This window comes from Flavobacterium potami (assembly GCF_020026915.1).
GTDB lineage: Bacteria > Bacteroidota > Bacteroidia > Flavobacteriales > Flavobacteriaceae > Flavobacterium > Flavobacterium potami.
The window spans coordinates 108,143-124,163 of the sequence record NZ_JAINUY010000002.1; the positions used below are offsets into that span (position 1 = coordinate 108,143).

The 16,021-nt window shown below is 33.5% G+C and carries 10 protein-coding genes; 3 read left to right on the forward strand and 7 right to left on the reverse strand.

All coding sequences use genetic code 11. The annotated features are described in order from the left end of the window. Positions 1 to 58: 58 nt before the first annotated feature. The 4 genes from K6T82_RS06235 to gltB form a co-directional block, all read right to left on the reverse strand. Positions 59 to 922, reverse strand: a complete 864-nt coding sequence (locus K6T82_RS06235) for a DUF6236 family protein (RefSeq protein ID WP_223705075.1) — start codon at positions 920 to 922, stop codon at positions 59 to 61. 342 nt (positions 923 to 1,264) lie between these two features. After that, positions 1,265 to 2,500: a diaminopimelate decarboxylase gene (gene lysA / locus K6T82_RS06240; RefSeq protein ID WP_331136569.1), complete on the reverse strand. Its 1,236-nt coding sequence runs from the start codon at positions 2,498 to 2,500 to the stop codon at positions 1,265 to 1,267. A 727-nt stretch (positions 2,501 to 3,227) separates the two neighbouring features. Then, positions 3,228 to 4,682 (reverse strand): glutamate synthase subunit beta, encoded by a 1,455-nt coding sequence (locus tag K6T82_RS06245; protein WP_144214915.1) that lies wholly within the window; start codon positions 4,680 to 4,682, stop codon positions 3,228 to 3,230. A 94-nt stretch (positions 4,683 to 4,776) separates the two neighbouring features. Further along, positions 4,777 to 9,291, reverse strand: a complete 4,515-nt coding sequence (gltB, locus tag K6T82_RS06250) for a glutamate synthase large subunit (protein WP_223705076.1) — start codon at positions 9,289 to 9,291, stop codon at positions 4,777 to 4,779. Positions 9,292 to 9,706: 415 nt separating this feature from the next. On the opposite strand from gltB, the gene sucC reads away from it, so the two are divergent. After that, complete coding sequence (sucC, locus tag K6T82_RS06255; protein ID WP_223705077.1) at positions 9,707 to 10,900, forward strand: ADP-forming succinate--CoA ligase subunit beta; 1,194 nt, start codon at positions 9,707 to 9,709, stop codon at positions 10,898 to 10,900. Between the two features lie 497 nt (positions 10,901 to 11,397). Here the strand turns inward: sucC and K6T82_RS06260 are convergent, their stop codons facing one another. Next, positions 11,398 to 12,195 carry a DUF5694 domain-containing protein gene (locus K6T82_RS06260; protein ID WP_223705078.1) on the reverse strand — a complete coding sequence of 266 codons (798 nt, stop codon included), beginning with the start codon at positions 12,193 to 12,195 and terminating at the stop codon, positions 11,398 to 11,400. Between the two features lie 219 nt (positions 12,196 to 12,414). On the opposite strand from K6T82_RS06260, the gene K6T82_RS06265 reads away from it, so the two are divergent. Both K6T82_RS06265 and K6T82_RS06270 read left to right on the forward strand, forming a co-directional pair. Then, on the forward strand, positions 12,415 to 13,455 hold the full coding sequence (locus K6T82_RS06265; RefSeq protein WP_223705079.1) for a sensor histidine kinase: 1,041 nt from the start codon (positions 12,415 to 12,417) through the stop codon (positions 13,453 to 13,455). 3 nt (positions 13,456 to 13,458) lie between these two features. Then, the gene (locus K6T82_RS06270) at positions 13,459 to 14,172 is read left to right on the forward strand and encodes a LytR/AlgR family response regulator transcription factor (RefSeq protein ID WP_223705080.1); all 714 of its coding nucleotides are present in this window, start codon (positions 13,459 to 13,461) and stop codon (positions 14,170 to 14,172) included. A gap of 148 nt (positions 14,173 to 14,320) precedes the next feature. On the opposite strand, the gene K6T82_RS06275 is transcribed toward K6T82_RS06270, so the two are convergent. After that, positions 14,321 to 14,788 carry a DUF1456 family protein gene (locus K6T82_RS06275; RefSeq protein ID WP_223705081.1) on the reverse strand — a complete coding sequence of 156 codons (468 nt, stop codon included), beginning with the start codon at positions 14,786 to 14,788 and terminating at the stop codon, positions 14,321 to 14,323. 212 nt (positions 14,789 to 15,000) lie between these two features. After that, the gene (locus tag K6T82_RS06280) at positions 15,001 to 16,020 is read right to left on the reverse strand and encodes an aminotransferase class I/II-fold pyridoxal phosphate-dependent enzyme (protein WP_223705082.1); all 1,020 of its coding nucleotides are present in this window, start codon (positions 16,018 to 16,020) and stop codon (positions 15,001 to 15,003) included. Position 16,021: the final 1 nt, after the last annotated feature.

Here is a 16,021-nt window from a genome sequence, read left to right on the forward strand (position 1 = left end):
ATCGTGTCCACACAGGCGGGACGCTCATATAGCCAAATAAAATTATAAGGTTTTACAATTAAACTATCCCTTCTTTACTTGCATTTGCTATATAGGATAATTTTAATTTATCAGTGTTTTTTTCTAAACTTATTGTTTTGTTAGCTTTAATACTTACCATTGATGCTAATCCTGATATTATCGAAATGAAAGGGAAATTAATTCCATGTGTGTAGGAATCGATAATAAAACCTGCGGTTGAACTCGTTAAAATATCTTTAACATTTAAATTAAGTTCTGTAGTAAAATTGTATTTACCAGTCTTTAAAAATTTTTCTAATGAAACTTTTTCTAAATCTTCAATGGCTTTCTTTAATTCCGACTTGGCTATTTTTTGTTGTAGATTTGAGTCCGGAGATTTTAAAATTTCTAAATATAAAGCATCAATACTGCTATGTAGTTTTTCTAATTCATCTTTCCTTTTAGCTTTAAATTCCAAAAGTACATCTGGATTTACATTCTCTAGAGGTACTGGAAGGCAGTTAAAAAGTTCAACTTTTAAAGAATTATAGTTTTTTTGAAATTCTTTTGCGATAATAACTTCTTCACCAATTTGATGAATATTCCAATCAGTGTCACTTTTATTAGCTATTAATTTATTAGCTACAATTGCCTGAGCTGTTAAAAAGATATCGTACGAAGAATCTATTTGAGAAGACCAACTCGAAAATTGAACAATTGGTCTTTCAAGAACTCCTGATTTTATAAGTTGTTCTTCATTAGGTATTGCTTGATGAATAATATTATTTGTTGGAACAACAATTTTATCCCAATATAATATATAGTAGTTGAAATCGGTTTGAGAATAGTTACCTATTAAGGAAACATGATTAGAATCGATTCGTTTAGTTTTTCCAATATTTGCTATAATACCTCGTTTCATATGATTATTATATAATTACATATTTTTTAGTACTAAAATAGTAAATATAATATTTGTAGATGTTAAAACGCGGTTTATATAATTTGATGTGAATAATCTAAATTTTAGATATAAAATAGCTTGGCTTTTGTAAAATTGGAAAAGGCAAAATTTAAGCTTCATAACATAACAAATTTAATAGTTATTTTGAGTGAGCTTTTCCCGGAGCTTCGACTTCGCTCAGCCTGACAAAAAAATGAATGATAAATCTGCTCAATCTGTCAAATCTGCGAGAAAAAAACAAAAAAAATCCCGCCTCAATTAAGAAACGGGACTTCGTAGATATTCTCTTTTTTTTTATTTTTAAACAGTTGCAGCAATTTCTTCTGGCAACGGAATTTGATTTTTAAGTAGATCCTCGAAAGTTTCGTGAGCACGAATCAAGATTCCTTTTCCGTCTTTCCAAAGAACTTCGGCTGGTTTGTATCTTGAGTTGTAGTTCGAAGACATTGAGAAGCAGTATGCTCCAGCGTTTCTGAAAGCTAAAATATCTCCTTCAGTAATTTCTGGAATTCTACGGTTGTTTGCAAAAGTATCGGTTTCGCAAATGTATCCTACAACAGAATAAAAACGCTCTTTTCCTTTTGGGTTAGAGATGTTTTCAATATGGTGTGAAGATCCGTATAACATCGGTCGAATCAAGTGGTTGAAACCACTGTCAACTCCAGCAAAAACTGTCGATGTTGTTTGTTTTACTACGTTTACTTTTACTAAGAAATGACCTGCTTCGCTCACCAAGAATTTTCCTGGTTCAAAAATTAGCGTTAAATCTCTTCCGTATTCTGTACAGAAAGCATTGAATCTTTTAGATAATTTTTTACCTAATTCTTCGATGTCTGTTTCGATATCGTCTTTTTTGTAAGGTACTTTGAATCCGCTTCCGAAATCTAAGAATTGTAAATCTTTGAAATGTTTCGCTGTATCAAACAGAATTTCAGCTGCATACAAGAATACTTCGATATCTAAAATATCAGATCCTGTGTGCATGTGAATACCTACAATGCTCATTTTTGTGTTCTCTACAATTCGCAAGATATGCGGAATTTGGTGAACAGAGATTCCGAATTTACTATCGATATGTCCAACAGAAATATTAGCATTTCCACCCGCCATTACGTGCGGATTGATACGAATACATACTGGAATATGAGGATGTTTTGTTCCGAATTGCTCTAGAATTGATAAATTGTCGATATTGATTTGTACACCCATTGCGGCAACTTCTTCAATTTCTTCTAAAGAAACTCCGTTTGGTGTAAAGAAAATTTTGTCAGGATCATAGCCAGCGTGAAGTCCTAACTGAACTTCCTGAATTGATACAGTATCTAAGCCAGACCCCATGTTCTTTAATAACTGTAGAATCGCAACGTTAGACAATGCCTTCATGGCATAATTAACTCTTAAGTTCTCCACCTTAGAGAAAGCTTTAGTTAATCTGTTGTACTGAGATTGGATTTTTTCAGCATCGTAAACATACAATGGACTTCCAAATTGGTCTGCTAACTGCAGTAAATCTTTTGCTTGCATTTTTAAACTTATTTTGGACAAAGTTATTACTCTTTTGAGTAACTGCAAATTAATTGCAGAAAAATAACAAATTATAACAAATTGTTTTATTTTAAACAAAAAGTTCTTGTTTTTGCGATTTTGTAACTCTTTTTGAGGTGCTAAGGTTCTGAGTTGCTAAGATACTAAGTTTTTTTGCTGCGAATTGATTTTTTTCCGCCACGAATTCACGAATTTTTCTAATTCAAAAATGTTGCTGAAATTATTTTTGCCACAGATTACACAGATTAAATGGATTATTTTTTTTCCGCCCTACCCGAGCGATAGCTAATTGGCGAAGCAATTCACGAATTTTCCTGATTGTAATACTGTGTAAATTATTTTTTGCTTTAATTCCACGAATTGCATTAATTTATATTGGAACGTATCAATAATTTTAGACAATTTTTTCGCCATCATTGTAAAACATAGCCCACGGTTTCAGCCGTGGGAAACGTATTATTGCGTATCGTTGGGGATTTGCATTGCGTTCCCACGGTTGAAACCGTGGGCTATGTTTTAGATAGGATGAGAAAAATAAAAATTAGTGAAAATTTGTGTAATTCGTGGCAAACAAAAAAACAAAACCCCTGAATAGAAATTCAAGGGTTTGTCAAGTAGTATGTGTTGATGTTTTTGTAGTTTTAATTTTTAGCTCTAAAGATCAAGTATATAAGAAAACCTTAGTCCCTTAAATCTTAGCATCTAAGAACCTTAAAAATTACAAGCTCGGAAGATCTCCTTTTCCTTTAGTAGGCAAGTTTGTAGATCCCATAAGGAATAAATCTACTTCTCTTGCTGCTTCGCGACCTTCTGAAATAGCCCATACAATTAATGATTGTCCTCTTCTCATATCACCTGCAGTGAAAATGTGAGGAACGTTTGTCTGATAGTTGTGCGCTTTATAGTTGCTTCTCATATCAGTTTCGATGCCTAACTGCTCGCTTAAAGTTTTCTCTGGACCTGTAAATCCAAGAGCTAACAATGCTAAGTCGCAAGGCCAGATTTTCTCAGAACCTTCTTTTTCGATTAATTCCGGTCTTTGACCTGGAGTCATTTTCCATTGAACTTCAACCGTTTTCAATCCAGTTAATTCACCTTTTTCGTTAGAGATGAATTCTTTTGTATTGATTAACCAGTTTCTGTCACAACCTTCTTCGTGAGAAGAAGATGTTTTCAACTGTAACGGCCAGAAAGGCCAAGGAGTTGTTTCACTTCTTCCAACTGGAGGTTTTGGTAAAATCTCAAAGTTAGTAACCGATTTCGCTCCGTGTCTGTTAGAAGTTCCAATACAGTCAGAACCTGTATCTCCACCACCAATAACGATTACATCTTTACCGGTAGCTTTAACTTGGTCTGGAATTGATTCTCCAAATAAAACTTTAGTTTGTTGTGTTAAGAAATCCATTGCTTGAACAACACCTTTGCTTTCGATTCCTTTAGTTGGCAAGCTTCTTCTTTCAGTTGCCCCTCCGCATAAAACGATAGAATCGAATTGGTTTAATTCTTCAACGCTGAAGTTAACTCCAACATTTACATTTGTTTTGAAAGTGATTCCTTCTGCTTCAAGAACTACTACACGACGGTCGATAATTCCTTTTTCTAATTTGAAGTTTGGAATTCCGTAACGTAGTAAACCTCCAATTGCATTGTCTCTTTCAAAAACAGTAACGGTGTGACCCGCTCTGTTTAATTGTTGAGCCGCAGCAAGACCTGCAGGTCCTGAACCAATAACAGCAACTGTTTTTCCTGTTCTAGTTTTTGGTGGCTGTGGTTTGATCCATCCTTCAGCAAAACCTCTTTCGATGATGCTTTTTTCAATGTTTTCGATAGAAACCGGATCTTTGATGATTCCTAATACACATGATTTCTCACATGGAGCAGGGCATAAACGACCTGTGAATTCTGGGAAGTTGTTTGTAGATTGCAAAATCTCTAATGCACTCTGCCATTCTTCCTGATGCACCATGTCGTTGAAGTCAGGAATTAAATTTCCTAACGGACATCCACTGTGGCAAAAAGGAATACCACAGTCCATACATCTTGATCCTTGTTCTTTTAATTTATCTTTTGGTACCGGAATAGTAAATTCGTTGTAGTTGGAAACACGTTCTGCAACTGCTAAATTACTTTCGTCGGCTCTATTATATTCTTTAAATCCGCCTATTTTACCCATGACATTTTTAATAAATTTAGTTGTGAGTTGTGAAAATGTGAGAGGTGAGTTAAAAACTTAGCACCTCTGCACCTTTGTATCTCAGAACCTTTAATTAAGCTATTAATTCTTCTATTTGTTTTTCTTCTGCAATTCGTTTTAATGCTTTTTTGTAATCAGTTGGCATTACTTTTACGAAGTGCTGTTGTTCATTTTCCCAGTCTGCTAAAATTCTCTTAGCTAATGGACTGCTGGTGTACAATGAATGGTTTTTGATCAGTTTTCTTAGTTTCGTAACGTCCTCTTCTTCCATTGGATCGAATGCAACCATTTCCATGTTACATACTGTCGAATCGAATTTTTTGTTCGGATCGTAAATGTAAGCTACACCACCGCTCATACCAGCAGCGAAGTTTCTTCCAGTTTTTCCTAAAACTACAACTGTACCACCTGTCATGTACTCGCATCCGTGATCTCCAATTCCTTCTACAACTGCTGTTGCTCCAGAGTTTCTCACACAGAAACGCTCTCCTGCGATACCATTAATATAAGCCTCCCCGGTAATAGCTCCGTAAAGGGCAACGTTTCCAATAATGATGTTGTCTTCAGGTTTGAAAGTCGCAGTAGGAGGTACTTTTACAATTAGTTTTCCTCCAGAAAGACCTTTTCCTAAGTAATCATTACAGTTTCCGTGAATTTTAAATGACAATCCGTTTGTTGCAAATGCACCAAAACTTTGTCCGGCAGAACCTTCAAAATCAACTAAAATAGTGTCATCTGGTAATCCTTGTGCGCCATAAATTTTTGAGATTTCGTTACTCAAAATCGCACCTACAGAACGGTCTGTATTTTTGATTTTGAAAGTAACTCTCGTTTTCTCTTTTCTATAAATAGATGGAATTGCTTCTTTGATGATGTCGAAATCCAATACGTTTTCAAGAGCGTGATCTTGAGTAGTTGTATTATGATTTGGAACTGTTTTCGCTTTTTCCGGTTTGTATAGAATAGTTGATAAATCTAAACCATTAGCTTTATAATGTTTGATCGCTTTGTCTACGTTTAATTTTTGAGACTGACCTACCATTTCTTTTAAAGTTCTGAAACCTAACTGAGCCATGATTTCTCTTAACTCTTCAGCAATAAAATACATGAAGTTGATTACGTGCTCTGGAGTTCCTTTGAAATTTTTTCTCAATTCTGGATCCTGAGTTGCAATACCAACTGGGCAAGTATTTAAGTGACAAGCTCTCATCATGATACATCCAGAAGCTACAAGCGGAGCAGTAGCAAATCCGAATTCTTCAGCACCTAATAAAGCGGCGATCGCAACGTCACGTCCTGTTTTCAATTGTCCGTCACATTCTAAAACTACACGGCTTCTTAAGTCGTTCAAGATTAAAGTTTGTTGTGCTTCAGCTAAACCAAGTTCCCATGGAATACCTGTGTGTTGTAATGAAGTTAATGGTGCAGCACCTGTTCCTCCATCATAACCAGAGATTAAAATAACGTCAGCTTTTGCTTTTGCAACACCGGCAGCGATTGTTCCAACTCCAACTTCAGAAACTAGTTTTACATTGATACGAGCTTCACGGTTTGCATTTTTTAAATCATAAATCAACTGAGATAAATCCTCAATAGAGTAGATATCGTGGTGAGGCGGAGGTGAAATCAAACCTACATAAGGCGTAGAGTTTCTAGTTTCAGCAATCCAAGGCACTACTTTTTCTCCAGGTAACTGTCCACCTTCTCCAGGTTTTGCTCCCTGAGCCATTTTGATTTGGATTTCTTTAGCGTTTGTCAAATAATTGATTGAAACACCAAAGCGTCCTGAAGCAACTTGTTTGATTGCAGAGTTTCTAGAATCTCCGTTAATTTCTTTCTGGAAACGTTTTGGATCTTCTCCACCTTCTCCAGAGTTACTTTTTCCTCCAATTCTGTTCATTGCAATAGCTAAGTTCTCATGCGCTTCTCTAGAGATAGACCCATAAGACATTGCTCCAGTTTTGAATTTCTTAACGATTTCTGTCCAAGGCTCTACTTCATCAATAGAAATAGGATCTAAATTGTTGAATTCAAATAAACCTCTAATTGTCATTAAGTTTGAGCTTTGCTCGTTTACAGCATTAGCATATTCTTTATAGCTTTCTGGGCTGTTTAAACGAACTGCTTGTTGTAATTTAGAAATTGTAGTTGGGTTAAACATGTGTTTTTCACCACCACGTCTCCATCTGTAAATACCTCCAATTTCAAGAGAAAGCAAGTTTGCAATTTTTGAATTTGGGAAAGCTTTTTGGAAACGTTTTTTAACCTCTTTCTCAACTTCCATTAAACCAATTCCTTCAATTCTAGAAGGTGTGTAAGGGAAATATTTAGATGTAAATGTTTTGTTTAATCCTAAAATCTCGAAAATTTGAGCAGCTCTGTACGAATGTAAAGTAGAGATACCAATTTTGTTCATGATTTTTACGATTCCTTTTGCGATTGCTTTGTTGTAGTTTACAACAGCATAATCAGCTTTTACTTTTGTAATGAAACCTTTTTCAACTTGATCGTGAATGATTTCGTTTACCATGTAAGGGTTGATCGCACTTGCGCCATATCCAAACAATAAAGCAAAATGATGCGGTTCGCGTGGTTCAGCAGATTCGATGATGATTCCGAATTTAGAACGAACTTGTAAAATGTTCAAAGAGTGGTGAATGTATGAACAAGCCAATAACATCGGAATTGGAGCTAATTCTTCGCTAACACCTCTATCAGATAAGATAATGATGTTGCATCCTTCTTCAACTGCTTTAAAAGTAGCTTGAACACATTTTTCAAGAGCACGCTCTAAACCGTTAACTCCTTTTTCTATTTTATATAAAGTAGAAATAGTAGCCGATTTGAAATCTGCATGATCGATATTTCTAATTTTATCCAAATCCTCATTAGAGATAACTGGATTTTGGATTTTTAATTTTTTACATTGTTTAGATTCGATTTCGAAAATATTGAAATCTCCTCCAATTGCTAAACTGATATCTGTAATGATTTCTTCACGAATACCATCCAAAGGTGGGTTAGTAACCTGAGCAAACAATTGTTTGAAGTAGTTGTATAGCAACTGTGGCTGATCAGATAATACAGCTAACGGCGTATCGTTACCCATAGAACTGATCGCTTCAGCTCCGTCGCTTCCCATTGGGTTGATGATTGTTTTTAAATCTTCAATTGTATAACCAAATAAACGCTGTCTTGTTAAGAAATCTAATTTTTCAACAGGAGTTGGGTTGTTGGTGTAAGGAACTTTAGCAAGTGGCAATAAGTTTTCGTCAACCCATTGTTGGTAAGGACGTTTTGTAACTATCGCTTTCTTAACTTCCTCGTCTTCGATGATACGACCTTCGTTCATATCAACCAAGAACATTTTTCCTGGCTCTAAACGACCGTGTTGAATTACATCTTCTGGATCGATGTCTAATACACCAATTTCAGACGACATAATTACGAATCCGCTATGCGTTAATGTATAACGAGAAGGACGTAAACCATTTCTGTCTAGTAAAGCTCCAATTACGTTACCATCTGTAAACGGAATAGAAGCAGGACCATCCCAAGGCTCCATGATACAAGCATTGTACTCATAGAAAGCTCTTTTTTCTGGAGACATTGTTTGGTGTTTTTCCCAAGCTTCAGGAACTACCATCATCATTGCTTCAGGAAGAGAACGACCTGTCATTAATAAAAGTTCAACCACCATATCCATAGAAGCAGAATCTGATTTTCCTTCTAAGATAATTGGGAATAATTTTTTGATATCATCGCCAAAAACTTTGCTCTGCATAAGCTCTTCACGAGCACGCATACGGCTTACGTTTCCACGAAGTGTGTTGATCTCACCATTATGACACATGTATCTAAACGGTTGAGCTAAGTCCCAAGATGGGAATGTATTTGTAGAGAAACGTTGGTGTACAAGTGCAAGACGTGTCACCAAGTCTGGATCTTTCAAATCTATATAATAACGGCTGATGTCTTCCGGCATCAATAGACCTTTATATATTATAGTAGTGGTCGATAAACTAGTAAAATAAAACATGTGGCTTTCAGAAGTTTTAGATCCTCTTACGGCATGTTCAGCAATTTTTCTAGCTGCAAAAAGTTTTGCATTAAATTCATTTTCAGTTAAATCCTGACCGTTTTTAGAAACGAAAACTTGTTTAACTGTTGGTTCTTTTTCTGCGGCGATTTCACCTAAATTTTCAACGTCAACTGGCACATCTCTCCAACCTAAAACTTTTAAGTTTTGGTCTTTAATAGTAGCCTCAAATGCATTAATACAGAAAGAAACTTGGTTTTTGCTTTTTGGTAAAAAAACCATTCCAACTGCATATTCACGTGCTTCAGGGATTTCAAAGTCACATACTTTCTTAAAAAAATCATGAGGAATGTCGAATAAAATTCCAGCTCCGTCTCCAGTTCTACCATCAGAACTAACGGCACCACGATGTTCTAATTTAATTAAGATGTCTAATGCTTTGTGAATAATATCATTTGACTTAATACCATTCAAATTACAAATAAATCCTGCACCACAATTGTCGTGTTCAAATTCAGGCAGATAAAGCCCTTGTTCTTTAACTCTCATTCTTGATATTTTTTCTACAAAAATAAAGATTTCGTTAAACATAATGTAGCGAAATTATATATTCACTTTCATTTTTACTGGAATATTAGAAAAAGGGTTCTTAAATGATAATATTGTTATATAAACCATTGCGAATTATCAAAATCATAATTGCGATTAAAATATATTAAGAAAAATCGTCTGTTAGGCATTGATTACAGTGAAGTTTTTGTTAAATCTCAAACGTTTTAGCGATTTTGTGTTAACTTTTTAGATACAATTGTTTAATGATTTTTTTTCTTTCAATTTAAATAGGTGAAGAATCAATTAAGGAGTAGTTATTAATTCAAAAAAGATTTTACTTTTAAGTTGTATTTTGTTACTTTTGTCGCACTTTTATTCTGAAATAAATTCAGGACCAGACAAATTCTATATTATGAACATACACGAATATCAAGGAAAAGAAATTTTAGCGAGTTACGGAGTACGTGTGCAACGCGGAATCGTGGCTAATAATGCAGTTGAAGCTGTGGCTGCTGCAAAACAATTAACTGCCGAAACGGGAACAGGATGGCATGTAATTAAAGCACAAATTCACGCAGGTGGTCGTGGAAAAGGTGGTGGAGTTAAGCTGGCAAAAAACTTACAACAAGTTGAAGAGTTAGCAGAACAAATCATCGGAATGCAGTTAATTACACCTCAGACGCCGCCTGAAGGTAAAAAAGTTAACAAAATATTAGTTGCTGAAGATGTTTATTATCCTGGAGAAAGCGAAACTTCTGAATTTTATGTTTCTGTTTTATTGAATAGAGGTACAGGACGCAATATGATCATGTATTCTACTGAAGGTGGAATGGATATCGAAGAAGTTGCTGAGCACACTCCACACTTAATCTTTACTGAAGAAATCGATCCTTCTGTTGGATTACAAGGTTTCCAAGCTAGAAGAATTGCTTTTAACTTAGGACTTTCTGGAAATGCTTTCAAAGAAATGGTTAAATTCATCGACGCACTTTACAATGCTTACATTGGTTCTGATGCTTCTATGTTTGAAATCAACCCTGTATTAAAAACTTCTGATAACAAAATCTTAGCTGTAGATGCTAAAGTAAATATCGACGATAACGCTTTATACAGACAACCTAAATATGCTGAAATGAGAGATATCCGTGAGGAGAATCCAATCGAAGTTGAAGCTAAAGAAGTTGGTCTTAACTATGTTGACCTTGACGGTACTGTAGGATGTATGGTAAACGGAGCTGGTCTTGCTATGGCAACTATGGACTTAATTAAATACGCTGGTTTTGAGCCTGCTAACTTCCTTGACGTAGGAGGAACTGCTGATGCTAAGCGTGTTGAAACAGCTTTCAGAATTATCTTGAAAGATCCAAACGTAAAAGCGATCTTAATTAACATCTTCGGAGGTATCGTTCGTTGTGACCGTGTTGCTCAAGGTGTTGTTGACGCTTACAAAAACATGGGAGACGCTATCAATGTGCCAATTATCGTTCGTTTGCAAGGAACAAATGCTGAAATTGCAAAAGAATTAATTGACAACTCGGGTATGCCAATCTTATCTGCAGTTCAATTCCAAGAAGCTGCTGACCAAGTTAAAGCTGCTCTTTCTTAATTAAATAAGAAATCAATTTATATAGAAAATCCATTCCTTTACGGGAGTGGATTTTTTTTTAACCGCAAAGCACGCAAAGTTTTTTTAAAAGTATTGTGAATATAAACGCAAAGTTCGCAAAGCTATGTGTTTAAAAGAGATAGAGATTATTTAATGAAAAGATTTATTGAAATGAATAAAAGGATTAGAAATTGTCTTTTAGCAGTATTAATTTTTGATGTATTCTTATTACTATCTTATTGGCATTATCAACCTTTTTGTGAACCTTGTCTGGATAATTATGATTGTCCTCCTTGTATTTCGCCAGAACAATACTTTATAATTTATCTGGGGGTAATATTGAATGTATTATTATGCCTTTATTGTTTTTTTAACCGCAAAGCACGCAAGAATTTTTAACTGTGAGATTTAATATAAACGCGAAGTTCGCGAAGCTATATCCAAATAACTTTGCGAACTTTGCGTAAATCTTTGCGCTCTTTGCGGTTAAAAAAATACTATTTCAAAACAGTTGATAATTCCACAATTTCGAAAGTAGGATCGTGCATTATGAATTCTCTAATGATTGAAGCATGACCAGCACCGACTAATATCATTATTTTGTTATCGTTACTTTCAGTTAATTTCTGAATTAAAGAATACATGTATAAGTTTCTTTTGTACCAATTTGAAACCAAGGAAGCTCCTGTAAAATCATCTGGATTTCCAGCTCTGTTTGCTATTTCCAAATACCAATTAAGATTTTCATTTTCAGCTTGTTTGGTATTGTAATACAACATCATTTCTTGTAAAGAGCTTTTTCTGATTTTTTCGTTATGTTGTTTTTCGAAAACTTCAGTTGTCAACTTATTTTTCGCCATCAAATCCTTTTGGTTTGCTTTTTCCATTGAAATCATTAAACTGTCATATCGAAAAGAAGTATAAAGATTCATTCCGTATAATTTTTTGTGATTCAGTTTTTTAGCGGTGCGAAGTGCCAATTGTGTTATTTCACTTTTGTTATTTTTAAAAAGACTGTCGGTGTTTTTATTGTAAAACTTGTCTAAGTCGGCTTGTTTCTTAAATTCCCATTCAACAAATATTTTATCGGGACCAAATTTTTTGATTTTGTCACTCATAATCTCGAGTTCTTTTTGACTCTTTTCAGACATGATATTGAAATTATTCAGTTGAGCGACATCAAGACCTGGATTGGCGTAATGAAAAGTTCCGATTAATAGGATCTGCTTTTTCTTGGTTTGAGCAGGTGTCATGTTGAATGTAATAAGAGCTAGTAATAGAATGATTTTTTGCATGATGGTTTGTTTTTAAATTCATGACAAATGTATTCCGTCTTTTGGCCTCTATTTTTTGTTTTTGATGAACATATCATTTCATTTTATAAACTCATGAAATCTGTAAGGTGATAATTTCGTGTAACGTTTTTTATAGTTCATCCCTAAAAAAGCATCTTTTAAATAAATCTAATTTTCTATTTATAGCTTAATTGTATTTTTGGGTTAATTATTAAAAACATGAAATCAAAAATTCCATTTTACTATCATATCATCCTTTTCTTTTTATTATTCCTAACCTATGTTTCTTGGGATGTTGGATTAAATAATAGAGATATAAAAATTATTCTAAAAGGTATTTATTTAGGCATTACCCCGTCTTACATGCTTGCCGTATTTGTTATTTACAGTCTTAATTTTTACTTTTTCTGTGAATGGTTTTTAAATAAAAAGAAATTAATTTTTTACATCCTGACAATTCCTGTTTCTCTATTGCTTTTTACTGCTGTTCGATATTTTTTGGACGAAGTTGTACTGTTTAATATAACTGGAATACACAACTATTACGAACAAGCAAGAGAAATTACCTATTACATAAAAGACAATTTTTTCTACGGATTACCAGCTGTGATTTTAAGTGCATTAACTTTTTTGTTTTGGCAATTTCAGACTGCACAACATCAAAATCAGGAATTATTGTTAGAGAATAAAAAAGCTGAATTTCAGATGCTAAAAGCGCAGGTGAGTCCGCATTTTTTATTTAATACTTTGAATTCTTTTTACAGTCAATTGATTCTAAAAGACGATAAAATGGCCGATGATGTTTTGGTGCTTTCTGATTTGCTTCGTTACGTAATTACAGAAACAGACAAAGATGAAGCGATACTTTCAAAAGAGATTCAGTTTATCCAAAATTATATTCATTTACAGAAGAAGAGATTTGAAGATCAGCTGTTTTTCGATTTTTCTGTTGAAGGAAATTATTCCAACGAAAAAATTATTTCTTCGGCTTTGGTTCATTTTGTTGAAAATGTTTTCAAACATGGAAAATTTAATAATGAAGAAGAAAAAGCGATTATTTCTATTCGAATAAATGGTGGTATTTTAGAAATTTCAACTTTTAATTATTTCATCGAAGGAGAAAACTATTCTTCAACCGGAATTGGTTTTGATAATTTAACTAAAAGATTGGAATACACGTATAAAGATCAATTTATTCTTAAAAAAACAGAAGAAAATAATACCTTTAAAACTTACTTAAAAATACCACTAAAGAAATAATTTATGGCTTTTAAATGTATAATTGTCGATGACGAACCGCCTGCAACTCGAATTTTAGAAAACTATATCGGGAAAGTAAATTTCCTTGAAAAAGTTGGCGTTTTTAATGATTCCTTAAAAGCTTTAGAATTCTTAAATAAAGAATCTGTAGATGTTATTTTTTTGGATATTCAAATGCCGCAATTAACAGGTTTGCAGATTTCTAAAATTATTTCTAAAGATATAAAAGTCATATTTACAACGGCTTATCCTGATTTTGCTTTGGAAGGATTTGAGTTGAATGCCGTAGATTATCTTTTAAAACCAATTGCTTTTGAACGTTTTTATCAAGCGGTTTCGAAACTAAATTCTGAACCCAAAATAGAAGTTTCAAATAGTAATAATAATGCTGCGCCAGATTTTCTATTTATAAAAACCGATGGAAAGAATAAATTTCAGAAAGTGTTTTTGAATGATATTTTATACGTGGAAAGTCTCCAGAATTATGTTTGCATTCATACGATAAGACAGCAGATTATTACACATTCGTCCCTAAAAAATGTAATTGAATCGCTTCCTTCAACTAATTTTATTCAAATCCATAAATCGTATGTAGTTTCATTACAGCACATTGAGTCAACAGATAATTTTTCTGTTTTTATAAACGAAAAAGAATTACCGATTGGAGCAACTTTTAAAGATGCATTTTTTGATGAAATTGATCAAAATAAGATTTAACCGCAAAGCACGCAAGGTTTTATATCTTTGGTGCTTTATAAAAACGCAAAGTTCGCAAAGCTTTATCCATATAGCTTTGCGAACTTTGCGTTTATATTCACAATCCTTGGCAAAAAAACCTTGCGTGCTTTGCGGTTAAACTACCCAGTTAAGACTTTTTCTTATTACCGTTTTTGTAAACCACTTTTTCTACAACAACTGGTTTTCCATTTCCTTTTGGGAATGATTTCTTTTTAGGTTTTCCAGTAGATGAACCTGATTTTGATGGACTTTGATTGCCTCTGTATTTTTCAGAATCTTTAGGCGATGCTTTAAATTCAGCTCTTTCTTTAGTGTTTTCCCTTTTCGGAATTTCAGCTTTATGTTTTGCTAAAACATCATTTGGGTTTTTCGGATTTTCTTTAGTTCCTCTCAAATGAATTACCAATCCGTTTAGGAAATTGCGTAAAACTTGATCACCACATTCCATATAATTTGGATGATCTTCAGCTCTAAAAAAAGCCCCTAATTCTGATTTTGAAATTCTAAAATCTACCAATTCTAAAATTTCAACTATTTGGTCATCACGGAGCATCAAAGCCACGCGAAGTTTTTTAAGTATATCGTTGTTTGTCATAATTCTTGTTTCAAGTTTTTTATTGTTTCAAGTTTCAAGTTTTCCAATCTTTACTTGAAGTTAAAACTATTATTAATTTTTTGCAAAGGTACGGTTTAAAAACAATTACGAAGATTTATTTTTAATCACAAATTACACAAATTTGCACAAATTCAAGAGGTTTAAAAGAAAAAGTAATTTGCGGAAATTTGTGTAATTTGTGGTTAATACATTTAATTGTTTAAGACGCTTATCAGTTTGTCTAAATCTTCTTTCAAATGATTTGCCGTTATCACAATACGATTCAAAGGATCGGCTTCTTTTGTATATCTGAAACTCGCTATAATTATGTTTTCTTCTTTTAATTTATGGACTAATTCATTCGATAATAAATAAATTAAAGGATAGCTTTTGTCAAACTTAATGTTTTCATTTTGAATTAAAATCGAATCAATGTAACTTAAATTATCTAGCAGTTTTTGATGCTGAACTTTATAAATTTCCGAAGCATCAGAAAGCGTTTGTACAAAAGCAGGATTCATTCCTGCAGCGCTGGTAAAAGTCTCGATTTCTTTTATTTGTACAATAAATTTAGAATCTGATGCGATTACACCGCCTGTTAATCCGAAAGCTTTTCCTAGAGACGAAACCAAGATTTTTCTTTTTATTGGGAAATCAATTGATGTATAAATTCCAGATCCATTTTTGCCAATAATTCCTAACGAATGCGATTCATCAACAACCAAAGTAATTTCTTTATGATTTGAAATTTCCTTTAAAAAAGATAAATCAACAGGTTTGGTTTGAAACGACGGAACTCCATCGGTTAAAATCGTTATTTTTTCTGGTTTTGAGTCTAATAATCTGTCATTCAACTTTTCATTTATAAATACAGGAAGACTATTTTCAATCTGAATAGCCGAATGAATTTCATTTAAATGATAAAAACAATCGGTTTGTTTTTTTAGTTTTTCTAAAACCAATTTTCCTGCCAACATTCCAGACGAAACCGTAACAGTATCTTCAGAACCAATATGTTGAGCCAAGAATTTTTCACCAGCGGTATAAGCGCTTAATTTAATATTTGCAGTTCTGGAACTTCCGTAAGTTGTTCCCCATTTTAAAATATTCTGAACGACTAAATCTTGAAATTTTTTGTTTGTTGGAAGTCCCAAATAGGCAGTTCCTCCAAAATACAAATATTGTTTTTGGTTGATTTCAATGATTCGATCTGGAAATTTTTCGACTATCATT

What these genes read in the sequence shown, in the direction of transcription:
- K6T82_RS06235 (WP_223705075.1), bottom strand. Translation starts at nt 922, where the DNA reads ATGAAACGAGGTATTATAGCAAATATTGGAAAAACTAAACGAATCGAT.
- K6T82_RS06245 (WP_144214915.1), bottom strand. Translation starts at nt 4,682, where the DNA reads ATGGGTAAAATAGGCGGATTTAAAGAATATAATAGAGCCGACGAAAGT.
- gltB (WP_223705076.1), bottom strand. Translation starts at nt 9,291, where the DNA reads ATGAGAGTTAAAGAACAAGGGCTTTATCTGCCTGAATTTGAACACGAC.
- sucC (WP_223705077.1), top strand. Translation starts at nt 9,707, where the DNA reads ATGAACATACACGAATATCAAGGAAAAGAAATTTTAGCGAGTTACGGA.
- K6T82_RS06260 (WP_223705078.1), bottom strand. Translation starts at nt 12,195, where the DNA reads ATGCAAAAAATCATTCTATTACTAGCTCTTATTACATTCAACATGACA.
- K6T82_RS06265 (WP_223705079.1), top strand. Translation starts at nt 12,415, where the DNA reads ATGAAATCAAAAATTCCATTTTACTATCATATCATCCTTTTCTTTTTA.
- K6T82_RS06270 (WP_223705080.1), top strand. Translation starts at nt 13,459, where the DNA reads ATGGCTTTTAAATGTATAATTGTCGATGACGAACCGCCTGCAACTCGA.
- K6T82_RS06275 (WP_223705081.1), bottom strand. Translation starts at nt 14,788, where the DNA reads ATGACAAACAACGATATACTTAAAAAACTTCGCGTGGCTTTGATGCTC.
- K6T82_RS06280 (WP_223705082.1), bottom strand. Translation starts at nt 16,020, where the DNA reads ATGATAGTCGAAAAATTTCCAGATCGAATCATTGAAATCAACCAAAAA.